The following is a 17,253-nucleotide window of genomic DNA, read 5'->3' as shown; positions in this document are numbered from 1 at the left end:
ACGGCTTCCTCCAATTCCTGATACAACACGGTTACTCCAACGCGAATGATTGTCATTAAAGAGTTACAATCTTATGTTGTGACTGGTTACTCACCTGTTCCTGTACTCTCGTCTTCTTCAAAAAAATCAATCCATATATCAAAATAAAAAACGTCAAAATACACATACTGTAATATTGATTGGGATTAAAATTGACGACTATAAAGTTCCCTACCATCAATGAAATAGGTAGCCAAACCTCATCTTTAAAAATTCTTGTGCTCCAAATAAATAGAATGATGTATAACATAGAAAATAATATAAAACTAATTAGCCCCTGTTCGATCAATATATTAATAAATTGTGAGTGCAGCACGATATCTTGAATTCCGTGATTTTCCTCAATATATGAATTATATTGACCCGCTCCAACACCAAACCATAAATTCTCCTTCATGATCCGAAAGGCTTCATTAAATTGTACAAATCGATTAGACTCTGTATCTCCCCTATTAATAAATAAAATTTGGTATACATCATCAAAAAATATTAGATATGCAATAACGCCCACAAAAATGGAGAGTATACCTATCAAACACCTTTTAAGTAATTGATGAGTGTCGCGAATTTTAGAGAAAATAACAAAGATTAGACATTGAATGACAATGGATAAATATCCTATCCTTGTAAAGGTTAATACCACAAATAGAATATTCAACAACACAGCTATAAAACTGAACAAATTCTTTTTTTTAAGAAAATAATATAATAATACAGAAAACAATATAGCTCCCAGATTACCCGCACCATTACTTGCTCCTACAAATCCCATTACCCTCTTCGTCACTACAGCGCCCTCATAATAATTAATAGAGTCACTTGCACTAGATAGAAGAAATGATCGATTAAACACATATTGCAACACACCCAATAATGAATTACATATTGAATACATGACGATAACCGTAAAGAAAGTGTTGATACTAAACTGATTGACAGATAAAAAGTAGAAAAATAATGCCAAGAGAATCAAGTTAATGAAAACATTAAAATGAAATGAATAGAGACCGATGTCGTATATTTGAGATATGTATACCTGTAAAAAGAGCACTAACAATACACCACTCAGTATTACAATCACACGATTAAGCTGCGTTCTTGAGATATCATCTAATTTTAATTCATTTATTTTACTAGTTAGCATCATATGCGCCAACAATGCTAAATTGTATATAAACAATATGATGAATGGCATATCAATATTAATATTTGGGTAACCGATATTAAATCGAACGTTACTAACCATACCAAATATCAAAATCCCAAGAAGAATACCCTGTATAATGTTTCCCTTAAATACATTTAGTGCGAAGATACAACCCGCCCATAAAACCGGAATCGAAAGCAAAATGATAATTAAGTACATAGTTCCCCTCTTAACGATTCATTGTAAGATCCAAAAAATTATGATCTTTAATAATCAAATATTCACCTTTCATGACAGGCAAGTTCGCGAACCCTTCATTGACACTGATGTTTATCTTATTAGGAAGCATAATTCGAAATGGTGCATTTTCACTGAACTTTAGAGCGATGAATTGATCACCATACTGATCCGAGTGCTCTAGCACAAAACTGTTCTCATTCACACTTACCACAGTGACATGGTCTCGAAGATTCACATAATCCGCCAGTTCACTTCCCGTACAATACCACACGTTTTTATCTTCTAAATAACGAAAAATACCTATTAAACTTCCTTGATCATCAAATATATTAGGACTTTGCCTTTTACCATCATCTCGTGAAGGGGCTATATGCTCTTGCACACTAATGACCAAATGATGTTCTAATAAATAATCAATCTCGCGCAACTTCCAGCGAATAAATGACTTTTTAAATATCCTCTTTATCATCCCTTTGGCCGATAGAACCATTGGATTCAGAGCGCCATTCAGAAGTCCTCCATATACGGTGGAAGGAATATCAATAACCTGATTGCTCCCAAATCTTTTTACATCAAAATTCGTAATAGGATTCTTGTCTTGCCCACAGATATCACTATCCCCTACACCTTTTGAAATGCCTCGGTTCCAATATCTGAACCACCATGAAAATCCAGATTGGTTAATACTCTCATCAGAAAAGTCATTACCAGTATATCCGCAATACTTTCCACCACGGGGTTTAACTCCGACAGCATCATGATAAATGCTAATTCCTTCATTTATTGTGTTCTTCGCTTCATCTAAACTCATAAATGTAGCCCACTCTTGAACAAAATCATCAGCCTGTTTGCCAACTTTCCCATGCGTAATCCCATGGTAAGCAAGTTCAAAATTAGGATTTTCATGAATGGACTTAAAGAACTGTTTACTTTCTTCATCCGCGTTCATTGGAAGGGACAATTGACAGAACAATGGATTCTCAAGTATGCCCACGCGAACGCCAACGGGAACGAAAAAAGTTACTTTTATGTTAGGGAAGTATTTTAAAATCACATCATTCAAATAACGAAACGACGAATTTTCTTGATTCTTGAAGTACCCCCAATCCTCCCCCAAATCTAATGACCCACTGTTATTCGTATCTACCCAGGTATTAGCTAGATCATCGATCATCAGCAACACAGGTGATTTAGCATTGTTATACCATTTACAAATTTCAATGTTCATTACTCATACCTCGTACCGTCCGAATTAGACCTCTTGTTTTCGTAAGAAATCGAAGTAACTTTGTTTTGGGTGTTGGCAGATTCCACATAGAAAAGGAATAACTCACTGAAAATCGACTCGTCCATCTGAATTTCCATGAATAACTTCCAGCTCCGAAATCAATTTGATCTCCATGATCATTTTTAAATAAATACTGAATCATTTCGATCATCATCACATCCGATACACCGTGATAATGTGAGTACTTTGGAGAATAGGCTGTATTCCACCCATAAAGCACATTCCTATATAAATAACAGGAATTGTAGATTATGATTTCACCTTCTTCAGTTTCAAGAACAAACGTAATTACCTGATCATTATCTTTAAACAATCGTTTTAGAAACTCTTCATTATTTTTGTTTTCAAATAAACTTCCCCTTTCAGATTTCCCCCTTTCATGTTGTAAATATTGTTTCTCCATTTTGTGAACCTGAGATATTCGTTCATAAATATCATCCTGGCTACCCATTACCAACTTGAACCGATATCCCGTTTGGCTACGTAACTTTTCATGCTTTTTCCTCATCTTAGTATTCATGAATTCTTTATCAAATTGTTCATATGAGGTGAAATCTTGAATATCGATCCGCGGACATGACGTTAAATAATTGATATGAGGATTATACTTATCATGTCTTAGTAAGTATCGCAGCAATTGTGTATCCTTCTGTATATGTGTCAATTCAATTCTGTCCCACCGATCAGAACTTTCCTCAATCGCATGAAAAATATCTTTGATAATGGTCAAAGAAGAGAACTTACTGCTATCCAGAATAAAGTTGAAATAATCTCCTTTTCCTAAGAAACAAAGCTCATTACACTTTATTATTTTTTTATCAATTTCCCGAATCATAAGCGGTGCAATACCTACAATCTTGCTATCCCTATAGCAGCAAATGATAAACAACTTATTACGATTATCCTGACCATATGTCAACCACCAACAATAGTTGAAGTGAAATGTACTGTAGTAAGTCACATCTAGATCCTGTTTCTCCAACCTTTCCCAATCCTCTTTAATATTTATAAACTCTTCCATTTTAGTAATTATTTTTATTTGAGTACTCAAAACTGAACTAGCTCCTTTACACAATAAATTTTTAACTCATAACTCTGAAGGAACTCCCTTATCCTCTGCCTCTTTTTTTTTACGCAATAGTGAACGTAAACGCTTCAGAACAACGACCAGTTCTTCTTTTGTAACAAAATTAAATCTGATAATTAAAAGAACAAATACGACGCATAAGACCGCGTTAAGTAATAGCTCAACAAATATCAAGTCAATGAAGTGATTACAGATGAAATAAACGCCATAAAGAGGTCCTGTTATGATTAGAAATTTATATGGATATAGCAGTCCAAATTCAAGCTTATAGTACTTTGAACCGTAATAATAAAAAACACCATTCGCTATAACATAGGCAATAACCGTTGATATGGCCGACCCATATATGCCGATCCATGGAATCAAGATGATATTAGCGGCGATATTAATGAGAGCTACGAAGATCGTAATCATCGAATTAATCTTTACTTTATTCGCAATATGAAGCCCCAACGAATAAAAGGCTATCGCTCCAGATAAGAAATATGAGAGTGCAATAATAGGAACTAAATTTCCCGCTGCACGATACTCTACGGGAGCAACCAGATCTACAGCAATATTAGCAAAAAGTGAAAGCCCCAGAACGCTAAACCACCCGATAACATTGTAGAACCGAAACATTTTACCGATTTGTTCCGCTCCATTTGCTTCTTTATAGACTGCATACTTGAAAGGTGTAAACACCGATGCAAATGGATTAATAAATACGGGATTAATTAGCATGCCAACTTTATAGCCAACAGAATACACGGCTACGGAGGACAGATTCATGTATCCCTTGATTAGAAAACGATCACTTAATGTAAGAACCCAAGCAGACACATCACCCATCAGAAGCCCTGAACCATAACGAAGCATGTTCCTTAACTGTTCTAGCTTAAGCATTGGTTTATAATTTCGAAGATCCATAATGAACAGAAACATAAAGACAGTTAGATTTCCAAAAAACTGTGCCATCAGAATTCCTACAATGCCCATCTTTAAAATTATAAAGAAAATTATTGCAAAAAAGAGTGTCGTAAGAATGCTAGAAAATTGAATGGCGCTAGATTTCAAAGCATTAAACCTCATCGAATGAAAGCTTGAATAGGTCGTATTCAAACAAATACACACAGAACTAATGATGATAAGGGGAATGAATATATGAGCATTAGGTTCTTGCCCAAACAATAAAGGAAAGAGCCATGGATTCGCAATATATGCTATTCCGATACATAAGCTACCCCAGATAAGCGAAAATGTTATCGCAGTATTTTTCAAATTGTTCTTATCCTCAAACTCGTTAAAGAACCGAACCATCCCTGAATATACACCTAGTGTTATAGCAATCCCTAAGAGTTGCTGTACACTGATAATCAAATCAAAATTCCCGTATTCCGCCTGAGATAAATTTCTTGTATACAACGGAATAAGGAATAGATTAATTAACTGCGTCAACACAGATGAGAACAAATAAATGATTCCATTGGAAAATATTTTTTTATTTTGCACATTCATCTAGAATCACGTTACTTTCTGGATCTCTTTGTCCTGCAATTTGCTGATATATATCCAACAAATCAGATGCATAATCCTTCGTCGATAGATTCATGACCCTTTGTTTATGTTCCGTATAATGTTCCATAACCTCTTGTACTTTTAGCAATAATTCCCCTCCATTTCGAGATTGAAATAAATTCGTCCCCTCAGGTCGCAAACAAACATCGCTTGCTATTGAAGGTATTGAACTATAGAGGGCTTCTGCAATAGAAACACCATATCCATCAGTCACCGTCGGCCGAATAAACAAATGACTCTTCTTCACAAGGGGATAGAATTCCGTATTCACAACCTCATAGAATAGAAACTCATCTTCCAGTCCATACTCCCTAATCCTCTTCCTAAGAACATCATAATACTGTTGCTCCTCTACACATTGACCAGACACACCCAGAAGGGCAAACAATATACGAACCCCTCTCTTCCTTATCCTTAGTTCCTTTAGGAGATCAATAAGCAGATCTACCCCATACAAGTCCTGTCCCTGATAAAACCGAATATATCCATTTGCGGTAATTACAAAATTAGCCTTCGCCATAAAATTATATACTTCATTTGGTATCGCAACATCATCATCTCCACTTTCCACAGGTTGAATATACGAGGGAATCGTTGTGACTTTATGATGAGCGAAACCTAATGCTAATAGTTTCTTAGTATTATCTTCATTGACACACACGATATGATCAATAGATCGTAGACTTGTCAGTAATATCAATCTCATCAACGGATTCGAACTCGTAATTTGATCCAATAAACTCTCACCGTGTACTGTAAGGATTATTTTTTTACCACACATTTTATAGAAACCTAGTAATATTCTTACCGTCCTACTAATGGAGTGAAAATGAAAAAGATCCCCTTTCATAAAGGGAATCTTCAGTGCTAATTTCTTATAAGATCCAATGGGGTAGACACATTCTTGTGAGAGAACTACATCAGACTCATTGTAAACATCACATGCGATCCCTCTTCCCTCTAATCTTTGCACCAATCGTTTGATATGAATAGAAATACCGCCAATAGGTGGAGGCATAGGTCCAATCATGACAATTTTCATGCGATATCTCCTTCTCGCCCTATCCGTACTTCAACACTTTTAAACTTTCCAGAAGCTCCCCTTGAGATATGATCTACAATGCGAATAGTGAACAACATCGATTCTGTAAAAATAGAGTGAAGCCTCTCCATAACTAATTTCAATTCTTCCATAACCTCATCCTCGGATTGAAACGATTCTACCAACATTTCGATTTCGTTGTACTCATGCTGAATTAATTTACAAGCGGTGACGGTCTTCGTCCCTCGAACAGCAATAGCTACTAATGCTGACGACACCATATCCCCATTAGGCTTATACATGATTTCTCCAACTCTACCGTCAATCGACTGAATCGTAGGAAATAAATATGCTATTTCATCTGGCGATGGAATCACAGGGGATGCGATATCATTCAACTCATATCGAATAAGTGGCATAACATCATTAATAAAGGATGTTCCAATAATAGCATTTGTATCTTTATCAAATTCGACATATCCATACAAAGGGAGGAAGTTATACGCTGTTGAATCCCCATTCCACCCAGCTACGACGGTTTTCTCAGATTGACCATAATGCGCGTGCAATTTCGCGTTGGGAAATGCTTTACGAATGATATCGATTTGATACCCGTACAAACTCTCTGAAGCTAATAAGATGGCTCTAGGTGTATACTGCTCCACGACATTATTCTCTAATACTAATTTGGAAAAGAGGCTTATGGATGAAGGATATCCATGGATAAATTCGTAACCTGAATCATGAATCAGTTGTAATATCTTTGGAAGATTGTTGCTTGTTAACTGGGAGACATTAATTCGGAGGACGCGATGATAATGATCCATGGTGTACTCTTCTCCCCCTGGAAAAAAACCTCTGAGCTCTACCCGTCCGTCACCTGGACGATATCCAACACTTGACCATAGATAACATGTCGCCGCCCATTCACGTTGATCGATCTTCTTATTAGCATATATCGTTAATGAGCTTCCTGTGGATCCGCTCGTTGATCCAATAGATAATCGTTTCGGATCATACTTCGAGACGAGAATATCAAGACCACTCTCTTTAACCATAGCTTTGTTTATCACAGGAATTCGCTGTATATCTGAAAAGTCTTTCAGTTGACTCGGATGAAATCCATGATCATCGTACAATTTACGATAGAAATCTGTTTCCTCGTAAGCTAACTTCACCATATTAACGAAAGAGTTGAACTGATGCTCACGAATTACATCAACAGTCATTCCTTTCATGCTCTCAAACTTATTCAACCAATCATAAAATTCCTTTCCGACATTTACGTATCGATATGGAAAGTGCGACAAAATCCCCTTCGCTATGCCCTTGATAAGACTCATTTCATTTCCCTCGTCTCTTCAAATAATCATTTCTTCGGTTACCAACGAATCAATGTACGTAACTTAGGCTCAGATCCTTTCATTCGAATCAACCTGCTCCATTCACGAACACCATATTGACTCGATACCCAACAGTTATGTATTTCTATATCTAGCGCAGCGGAAGTCGACAACTCTACTGTAAGATGTTGATGCCGCAATACAATGTGCTCCTCATGTTGAACAACCTCCACACCAGGGGCCAGTACATATGTAGCATAGTAAGAAGGAGCGTCAGTATTCAAAGATTCCATTTGCTTCAGAACATCAGTGATTTCAAGCGTATTATCTGATAAGTGAATTTCTCGCTGATGAATGACACCACACTTCTTCACGTATCCTTCATGGCTTCCGACAAAATGATTAGCATCAAATATTTCACAATTTGCAAATGTCTGCTCTCTCATTAAGAATAGCACCAACGCATCAAAGTCATTCTGCTCTTCACCATCCACTTCTATCGTATTATGCATGGATGTGCTGCGAAACAAATTCCTCTTTCGGTAATCCGCTGTATACACATAAGATCCGGGATCAATCATAATATCCAGCCCATCAATTTGTAATTCAAAGCTCAATTGATCATTATGGCTATGTGCCCCTTGTCCATGGAAGGACAGCTCGCCACAGCGAATGAGGCAGTAGACTCGCTCATTACGTAGCAGATAATATCCTCCATCCGGATAAGCCACCGATTGTAATCTAGATTCTTCAGAATCAACAACGTTCTTAAACCCACCTGTAATCCATAATGCATCCTCTTGATGATCACGCCCGGCAATGCGATAGTGATCTCGATCGAAGAATTCGCCCGCAACAGCTAACAAATGACGGTAATCATTTCGAACCCACGAACTATATTGTGACACAATCAGTAACCGCCCATCATCTGCATCACCAACAATAGGGGTTAACCCATTCGGCTTCTGCATCTGTAGGATGAACTCGCACATCTTTTCCAAGCGCTGCATATAGCCTTCAGAGAAATGAATCTCATTACGAGCGCATAATACCGTCGTATATAAGAAACATTCCGTTACTAAACGATGATATGATGTCGAAGCTTCATAATTCGATCCGTCATTATTGACTTGTATGAACATCTCCCGTTCCATTTCTGCAAGTCCATATCGGAGCCAAGCTTGTGGGTTATTGCTACTACTCCGTCTGTCTGTTATCTTAAACTCACCGAAATAGATCCCAAGTTCAATTAATCCAACGAGATTAGTTAGATAATGATTTCCTGTATGTTCTCCTGTATTCTCTAAATTGTTCATTATGAATTGTCCATGTAAGTACAATGAAGTATGTATACGTTCCCAGAATGACGATGAAATGGATGAGCTATTCAAGAAGAATTGAATCCCTGAAATCCAATTCACCGCACGAATCGCTACATCCATTGTGCACGTCCAATTCACGGACATTTCCACAGGATTGTGAACCATCCAGTCATCCAACTGATCCTGAAATTCCTTCGCGTATTTCTCATTACTCGTTAACCAATAAGCTTTACCAAGCGTAAAAAAATGCTGACAACGTGAAAGCTCCCAAGGCACTTTCACATCCGCAGCATTATTCAAATTAACAGTTTGGATATGTTTATAGAATCCATTCTTCCATAGGTCATTCGTCTTGAAATCCTTGTGCCAAGGTAACTTTTCTCCCAACTGTGTCTCTCCAGAACCTAACAAATTAAATTGGTGAAGGCAGATTCGATCCGCATCTTTAAGAATAGACTCATCCTGTTGCATTTCCTTCAGACACTCTACATAATGAGCCCTGTCCTGTATATGAAACAAATGACGGCTGCGACTTTGGAAGCCAGTAAGAAGAGCTGTGTCTAGCTGAATAGGAACAGCAAGAATCCAGTAACGTCGAATACCATATCGGATTTGCCGTACGATCTTAAACACAACCTTCTTCAATGCCATATCTAATGGCATCTCTTTCAATTGCATCATCTTAACCCTTAACGAAGACATCTATTCACACCCCAACCCTGATCTTATAAAGATAATACATGTACCAAGAATAGCAATCTTTAGTGAATGAATGAATGACCATAATGATGAGATTCTAATGTTTGTGTCTTTGATAATTCATGAAGAAATACGATCTTCCCACAGAGTCCCTTTTGCATCAACCCGAATGCTTCCTCGTATTGATCCAATCTAAACGTATGTGTTACCAATCCATCTAAATGAATAAGGCCGTTGTCGAGTAAACCTTTCATTTGATACCAAGTCTGATACATGCGTCTTCCTGTAATCCCTTCTACTCGAATCCCTTTGAAAATAATACGACCCAGATCCAGCGAAATATCTTCTGTCGGAATACCCAATAAAGATACTCTAGCTGCATTAGCAGCTGCTTCAAACCCTTCTCGAATCGCATCGGGATGACCTGACATTTCTAGCACAACTTCTGCACCTTCACCGTCTGTATGTTCACGAATTGCTCTCGATAACTGCGTAGTTGAACTGTTAATTAGAATATCTGCACCCATTTTATGAGCCATATCTAATCGATAAGGGTTAATATCAACTGCCATGATCTTACCCGCTCCACATGCTTTCGCGACGGCGATGGACATTAAACCTATTAGCCCCGAACCAATAACGGCTACCGATTTACCGACAATATCTCCAGATAATACCGTCTGAACTGCATTGCCAAGTGCATCCTGTAAACAGGCCAACTCAAATGGCATATCCGGGCTATTGTGGATGACATTACTCGCCTTTACTACAGCATATGTAGCAAAACAACCCGGTGCTGTAATTCCAAAGCTCCTTGTATTGACGCACACATGGGAGTTACCGGTTCGACATGGCTTACAATGACCGCACACCATATGACCTTCTGCGGAAACATGATCCCCAATGTTTACATTATTTACTTCAGTTCCGATAGCCTCAACAATACCAGCGAATTCATGTCCGAATACATTGGGCGTGACGACCGTCTTTGCTGCCCAAGCATCCCAATTATAAATATGTACATCCGTGCCACAGATCGAACTCGCCTTGACTCTGACTAATACTTCATCTGGCCCTATCTGGGGTACAGGGACCTCTTTATACACTGCACCCGGTTCTCGTCTTTCCTTCACAAGTCCCATCATCGTTCTCTCCACGAGATTTCCCACCTTTTATCGCTAGTGCGACATATTTAATGTTCGATTACTTTATGTGCTAACCATGGCATGGACTTAATTAAAAAATCCCCGTGTATCGATGACAATTTTCTCTTTCAGTAAATTTAGATCAATGTCATGAAATACATCATGATTGACCAACAGGAGCACAATATCCGATTTACGTATGGCCTCTTCGGTAGCCATGAGCTGAACATGATCAAGTTGAAGTGAACTCGGAAGTTTTTGTATGTTAGGCTCTACTACATTAAGTCTACCCACGCCCAATTTGGACAAATGCTCCACGATTTCAACAGAAGGACTTTCACGAAGATCATCAATATTCGCTTTAAAAGAAAGCCCTAAACATGCTATAACTGGTTCCTTAAACCGCTCAGCACGTTCCTTCACCCGTTCAACAACATATCCCGGCTTGTAATCATTGACCATTCTTGCGGTATGAATAAGTTTCGCTTGTTCCGGAGCGGCATCCACAAGAAACCATGGATCCACAGCAATACAGTGACCTCCTACACCCGGACCAGGTTGTAAAATATTCACCCGAGGATGGTGATTGGCAAGTCGAATCAATTCCCATACATTGATGCTCAAATGATCACAAATGAGTGAGAGCTCATTTGCAAACGCGATATTCACATCGCGAAAAGAATTCTCCGTAAGCTTCGCCATTTCAGCTGTTCTGGCATTCGTCTCTAATATTTTCCCACTCACAAATTGCTTATAGAATTCTACTGTTCTTAAAGTAGATTGGTTATCAATCCCACCAATGATCCGATCATTCTCAACAAGTTCTCTTAGAATTTGACCTGGCATGACCCGTTCAGGACAATGAGCAACATAGATTCGATCGCACACCGCATGCACGGATTCAGAGATATTCAAATCACTTCTCGCATCCAGAATCCAATTCGTAATCCGCTCTGTTGTTCCAATAGGACTCGTCGATTCAAGAATGACAATATTTCCAGGACGTAGATAGGGAGTAATCGCCATTGTCGCTTGATGCACATAAGAAATATTCGGCTTATACTGCTCTTGAAATGGCGTAGGTACAGCAATAATAAAGATGTCTGCCTCTATGGGCTCACTTGACACATGAAGTTGACCACTTTGGACGGCTGCTTTAACCATAATGTCCAGATCCGGCTCATAGATATGAACTTCTCCCTGACTAATTAATTCCACTGCATGCTGATCTACATCTACGCCATGCACTTGAAATCCCTTGATCGCAAGTAAACTAGCCGTTGGAAGTCCTATGTATCCGAGCCCTATAACACATATTTTCTTATCCATTTACGCGCCTACCTTTTTCCAATATTAGAATCCCTCTTCACATCTCTCGAAATAATTGTCCTATCTTTTCCGCTTGTAAGATTCTTTCCATTTCCAATAACAATGGCAATCGAATGTCCTTCTGCTGAAGTGCAAAATCAATTGTTGTTACTATAAAACCTAATTTCTCACCAACATCAAACCGATCCCCAATAAACTCATATGCAATACCACCCTGAAGTGTAATTAATTTCTGAATCGCATCCGTCAATTGAATTTCACCACCATAGCCCGCTTCTTGATGTTCAAGAATATTAAAAATTTCAGGTGTAAGAACATAACGTCCCATAATAGCTAGATTCGAGGGTGAATCTTTGGGGGCTGGCTTCTCTATGACACGCCTTAATGAATAGGTTCGACCCGTGTTACCCAATAAACCTATGGGGTCAATGATGCCGTAGCGATGGGTCTGCTCACGTGGAACCGGAGCGACACCTAACACAGAACATCCGTGTAGCTCATATTGGCTTACTAACTGCCCAATGCAAGGAATATCTGAACGAACGATATCGTCTCCTAATAACACCGCGAACGGTTCATTGCCGATAAAATTACGTGCACACCAAATGGCATGCCCTAACCCTTTGGCTTCCTTTTGGCGAATATAGTGAATCTCTACTTTCGAGGACCTGCGCACCTGCTCCAACAAATCTAATTTTCCATTTTCCATCAAATTATGCTCTAACTCAAACGCATTATCGAAGTGATCTTCAATCGCTCGTTTTCCCTTCCCCGTTACGATGATGATATCTTCAATCCCAGCTGCTATCGCTTCTTCTACGATATATTGGATGGTTGGTTTATCGACGATAGGAAGCATCTCTTTAGGCATGGCCTTTGTGGCTGGTAAGAATCGTGTACCCAGTCCAGCAGCTGGAATGATCGCTTTTTTCACTTTACCCAATGGTGGATCCTCCTCAGATGTTTCAATTTCTTTGCCATGACGTTAAACAAAAGCATCTACTTAGGCTTGCATATCCATCAGAGATGAAAGTATGAGCTATATTGTCACATAACAACATAGGTCATACTTCGATCCCGAAGTATGAAAAAACAAGGGCATTAAACCCACCCTCACACCACACTTCCGACGATGAACGTCTAAGGTACTTTCATACCCACAGCATGATCGAGTGTCTACCGTGATAAAGGTACAGTAGACATGACCTTATAACTTACAATGACATTTGCTTGTTGTTTTAATCCAGATGACTATAGTAGTTATATTGATTCGACTCGGATTTATTTAACTTTTTATTATTCAGTACGACGCCAATGATATGTGCCTTCACGTGTTCTAATCTCTCTTTAGACTTCTGGATATACTCTTGCTTCACTTTACCGGCCTGCACAACAAGAATGACTCCATCACATATTGACGCAACAATGATTCCATCTGCAACCGCCATGATCGGAGATGTATCTATTAGAATGATGTCGTAATCTCCCTTCCAACTTTCAACGACCTCATGCATTCTGCCTGATGAGAGTAGCTCTGTCGGATTCGGTGGAATCGGCCCCGCAGTAACAATCGATAGATTGTCTATATCTGTTATCCGAATGAGCTCATCTGCTGAACATTGATACGCTAATATATTGGATAGTCCCATTTTATTTGCTAAATGAAAAATATCTTGTACCGAAGGATGTCTTAGATCCGCATCAATGAGTAACACTCTCTTTCCTTCTTGGGCATAGGATACGGCTAAATTACTAATCGTCGTCGTCTTACCTTCACCTGCTTGTGTTGATGTAACTGCCATCACTTGAAGCTTTTGTTTCCAACTTGAGAATTGAATATTTGTCCGCACATTCCTATATCCTTCTGATATAGGAGACCTGCTATTGATGTTCATAATTAATTTAGGTTTAGTGGCTGACTGACGCATATTTTTCACCTGCCTTTTCTTTTGATCGTCTTCTTGAGCTTTGTCGTAGATCCCTCTTCTTGATTTTTTGAATTGTACCTAACGTTGTTAGTCCCAAGTATCGTTCAATGTCTTGTTCATTTTTTATTGTGTCATCCAAATACTCTATGAGTAATACAATCCCTATCGCCAACATGAGCGAAGCTACAAATGCGATCACTATATTTATTTTCACCTTCGGACTGACAGGTTGCGCTTCAAGCTGAGGCCTCGCTAGATCCAAGATTGAGATATTATCCACTTTCATAATGCGAGGGATCTCATCTTTGAAAACTTTTCCAATCGCATTTACAATTTGCATGGCCTGCTTGTAACTTGAATCTCTTATTTGCAATGTGATAATTTGAGAGTTCTGCGTCGTAATCACTTTAATTCGCTCCATCAAATCCTCTGATGAAACCTTTAATTCCGGATAACTCTGTACGACCTTATCCATAATCGTTGCGGAACTGATAATCACTTTATACGAATTAATAAGCAGGATATTAGAATTAATCTGGTTCATATCAAGACTCGGTTTACCTTGACTATCCATATTCGACTTATTAATGATGAGTGTACTTGAGGCTTCGTAAATTGGAGTCGTAAAGTATATAGTGTAGATTCCAATACACGATGAACAAAGAATTACAAATACGATAATCTTCCACAGTCGCTTTCTTATCATGCTTATCAATAACTTTAGTTCCATCCTGATCTCCCCTTAAGCGTGTTTTTTCCTCTATAGAAATCTATGAGAAAATCTTAATTTTCAATTTTCTTTGATTTTTTTAAGATAGCTAGTTGTATATCGAAGCTCTTTGAAGTTATAATGATACAAAACGTATCAAAGGTACATTGTTAATTTACGATACAATTTGTATCATGTCAAGTTGTTTTTACGCCTTTATTGAATATTATGGTTGATATGCTTAGGGAGGAAGATGAATGAAGATTGGGAATCGAATTGCAGAATTGCGGGAGCAGAAAGGATGGACGCAAGAGGAATTATCTACGCTTATTGGGATCAGCCGAGGGGCATTGTCACACTATGAGAAAAGCAGAAGAAACCCTGACTTCGAAACACTTACACACCTAGCAGACATCCTTCAAGTCTCCATTGATTATTTGATTGGAAGAAAGACTTTATCTCAGAACACCGTTGATCCGCCATTACAGGGGTATGTGGAATAAAGATTTGATTACTTATAACAAAACCAAAATAAGCTGCCGCTAGAATAGCGACAGCTTATTGCATTCAACTTATGATCAATATTTTCCTATATTACAAATAAACACGCTTATTTTCTTTGCCCGATTGATAAATTCCAGCAATCATCTCCTGTGTCTTGAGTGCTTCTTTTCCGTCAATATAAGGAACTTGTCCATTCTTCAACGCTTCATAGTAATCGGAAATTTGTTTCAAATGACTGACACCCCAATACATTTTGACACCTTCGCCATAATCCACTACTTCATTTGGATCCTTATCTCTCTTAATTTCTGTACCATCGTTGTATTTTATTGTCGCTTTTTCAGCAACCATCTTAGCAATACCCTTGGCACAGTGAATCTCAATCTCTACCGGAGCATCATAGCTGTAGTAATTGATTGCGAAGAATCCACCAAATATACCGTTCTTAAATTTCATAACACCCTCAACACTATCTTCAACTTCAATGGCTTCATGAGCACGATTACCAATTTGAGCATCAACATATTCTATTTCCTCACCTACGAACCAACGCATCAGGTCCATTGTATGAATGGCTTGGTCAATCAGAACACCGCCACCCTCCTTCTCCCATGTACCTTTCCAATCACTTAAGTTGTAGTATTCGTCAGATCGATCCCACGTTACCGAACACTTAGCGCCAAGTACTGAACCCAGGCTACCGTCTTGAATCGCATTCTTAATCAGCTGTGACCCTGGATTATAGCGGTTTTGAAAAATGACTCCCAGTGTTACGCCATTACTCTCGCATAGTTCCACCATTTCACGAGCATCTTCAGTACTTATACTCATAGGTTTCTCTGTCAATATATGTTTGCCCTTGCTTGCCGCGTAAGCTGTCATCGGTGCGTGTAAATAATGTGGCGTACATATATGTACAACATCAATTTCTTCTTTCTCTAACATGTCTTCATAGCTCGTATAGAAATTACAATTGTATTTCTCCGCAGCTGCCTTCGCACGATCTTCTTTGTTGTCACATACAGCGACGAGTTCAGCAACATCAGATAACTGTATAGAACTTGCATGCATGGGGAAAATGTTACCGCATCCAATAATAGCTACTTTAAATTTTTTCATGTATACAAACTCTCCTCAAGTTAATAATTTATGTTAGTATGGCATGATAATTCGTATGAATAATCAATTCTTATGCTTGCACTGTCTCCAACCAAGCTTTAGCGATGAGTGCGTGGCCTGCCGGTGTTGGATGTACACCATCTTCCGCCCAGTGTGCTGGATCAATCTGTGTACTTACTGATGCGAACAAACCGTCTAATGGAACATATAACGTATGAAATTCACGTGCTAACTCACGTATCGCTTGGATCTTAGGATCTAAGTCTTCTCTCCATGCCTTACGGTCTTCCGGTATAGGTAAACAAAATGGTTCTACCAAAATCAATTTGGCATCTGTATGTTCATTCGTTCGTTCAATCAACTTTCGATAACCTTCATAGAACTCTTCAACAGAAGTTAGATCATGATCGTCATACCTGCGCCAAACATCATTTATACCAATGTATAAAGACACCCACGTCGGATTCAAGCGTAAACAATCTTCTTCCCATCTGCGATTAAGGTCAATAACACGATTACCACTGACTCCCCGATTAATAAACTCAATCTTTTTATTTGGGTATTTACGCCCCATTTCAGCAGCGGTTAGAAAAGTATACCCAGTTCCTAAACTCCCTTTATTTAAATAGTCTCTCCCACAATCCGTAACACTATCTCCTTGAAAAAGAACAATGGCATTATTGTCAATGATAGTCAAATTAATCCCCCACTCTCTTAACGATTATGTATTCCGATACTAAAAAAAAGCCAATTGA

General features: G+C 38.5%; 15 protein-coding genes. 1 reads left to right on the top strand and 14 read right to left on the bottom strand.

The genetic code is table 11. From position 1 onward, the window contains the following. Positions 1-55: 55 nt before the first annotated feature. The 12 genes from BW961_RS23685 to BW961_RS23630 form a co-directional block, all read right to left on the bottom strand. Positions 56-1,405 carry an O-antigen ligase family protein gene (locus tag BW961_RS23685; protein WP_068588236.1) on the bottom strand — a complete coding sequence of 450 codons (1,350 nt, stop codon included), beginning with the start codon at positions 1,403-1,405 and terminating at the stop codon, positions 56-58. Between the two features lie 10 nt (positions 1,406-1,415). Then, positions 1,416-2,654, bottom strand: a complete 1,239-nt coding sequence (locus BW961_RS23680; protein WP_068588233.1) for a hypothetical protein — start codon at positions 2,652-2,654, stop codon at positions 1,416-1,418. Next, complete coding sequence (locus BW961_RS23675) at positions 2,644-3,765, bottom strand: GNAT family N-acetyltransferase (protein WP_068588230.1); 1,122 nt, start codon at positions 3,763-3,765, stop codon at positions 2,644-2,646. Before BW961_RS23675 ends, BW961_RS23680 begins: the two co-directional genes overlap by 11 nt. Before the next feature lie 36 nt (positions 3,766-3,801). Continuing rightward, positions 3,802-5,298 (bottom strand): lipopolysaccharide biosynthesis protein, encoded by a 1,497-nt coding sequence (locus tag BW961_RS23670; protein WP_068588226.1) that lies wholly within the window; start codon positions 5,296-5,298, stop codon positions 3,802-3,804. Next, positions 5,282-6,400, bottom strand: a complete 1,119-nt coding sequence (locus BW961_RS23665) for a glycosyltransferase family 4 protein (protein WP_068588223.1) — start codon at positions 6,398-6,400, stop codon at positions 5,282-5,284. Before BW961_RS23665 ends, BW961_RS23670 begins: the two co-directional genes overlap by 17 nt. Then, complete coding sequence (locus tag BW961_RS23660; protein ID WP_068588220.1) at positions 6,397-7,743, bottom strand: phenylacetate--CoA ligase family protein; 1,347 nt, start codon at positions 7,741-7,743, stop codon at positions 6,397-6,399. Before BW961_RS23660 ends, BW961_RS23665 begins: the two co-directional genes overlap by 4 nt. 38 nt (positions 7,744-7,781) lie before the next feature. After that, positions 7,782-9,767: an alginate lyase family protein gene (locus BW961_RS23655; RefSeq protein WP_068588217.1), complete on the bottom strand. Its 1,986-nt coding sequence runs from the start codon at positions 9,765-9,767 to the stop codon at positions 7,782-7,784. A gap of 59 nt (positions 9,768-9,826) precedes the next feature. Then, positions 9,827-10,921 (bottom strand): L-threonine 3-dehydrogenase, encoded by a 1,095-nt coding sequence (gene tdh, locus BW961_RS23650; RefSeq protein WP_068588215.1) that lies wholly within the window; start codon positions 10,919-10,921, stop codon positions 9,827-9,829. 75 nt (positions 10,922-10,996) lie between these two features. Beyond that, a complete protein-coding gene (gene wecC / locus BW961_RS23645; RefSeq protein ID WP_068588210.1) occupies positions 10,997-12,238 on the bottom strand; it encodes a UDP-N-acetyl-D-mannosamine dehydrogenase in 1,242 nt (413 codons plus the stop codon). Between the two features lie 37 nt (positions 12,239-12,275). Then, positions 12,276-13,181, bottom strand: a complete 906-nt coding sequence (gene galU / locus BW961_RS23640; RefSeq protein WP_068588206.1) for a UTP--glucose-1-phosphate uridylyltransferase GalU — start codon at positions 13,179-13,181, stop codon at positions 12,276-12,278. 295 nt (positions 13,182-13,476) lie between these two features. Then, positions 13,477-14,133, bottom strand: coding sequence for a CpsD/CapB family tyrosine-protein kinase (locus BW961_RS23635; protein ID WP_326112957.1), 657 nt, complete (start codon positions 14,131-14,133; stop codon positions 13,477-13,479). A 13-nt stretch (positions 14,134-14,146) separates the two neighbouring features. Further along, positions 14,147-14,896 (bottom strand): YveK family protein, encoded by a 750-nt coding sequence (locus BW961_RS23630; RefSeq protein ID WP_068588200.1) that lies wholly within the window; start codon positions 14,894-14,896, stop codon positions 14,147-14,149. Positions 14,897-15,132: 236 nt separating this feature from the next. Here BW961_RS23630 and BW961_RS23625 point away from each other — a divergent pair, with 236 nt between their 5' ends. After that, complete coding sequence (locus tag BW961_RS23625) at positions 15,133-15,378, top strand: helix-turn-helix domain-containing protein (protein ID WP_082867564.1); 246 nt, start codon at positions 15,133-15,135, stop codon at positions 15,376-15,378. Positions 15,379-15,469: 91 nt separating this feature from the next. Here BW961_RS23625 and BW961_RS23620 read toward each other — a convergent pair whose 3' ends face one another. Then, positions 15,470-16,498, bottom strand: coding sequence for a Gfo/Idh/MocA family protein (locus BW961_RS23620; protein WP_068588197.1), 1,029 nt, complete (start codon positions 16,496-16,498; stop codon positions 15,470-15,472). A 70-nt stretch (positions 16,499-16,568) separates the two neighbouring features. Then, positions 16,569-17,195 (bottom strand): SGNH/GDSL hydrolase family protein, encoded by a 627-nt coding sequence (locus BW961_RS23615; RefSeq protein WP_068588194.1) that lies wholly within the window; start codon positions 17,193-17,195, stop codon positions 16,569-16,571. Between the last annotated feature and the right edge of the window lie 58 nt (positions 17,196-17,253).

Source organism: Paenibacillus macquariensis, assembly GCF_900156375.1.
Lineage (GTDB): Bacteria > Bacillota > Bacilli > Paenibacillales > Paenibacillaceae > Paenibacillus_AQ > Paenibacillus_AQ macquariensis.
The sequence above is the reverse complement of the archived record's forward strand: the minus strand, read 5'-3'. Positions and strand labels throughout refer to the sequence as shown.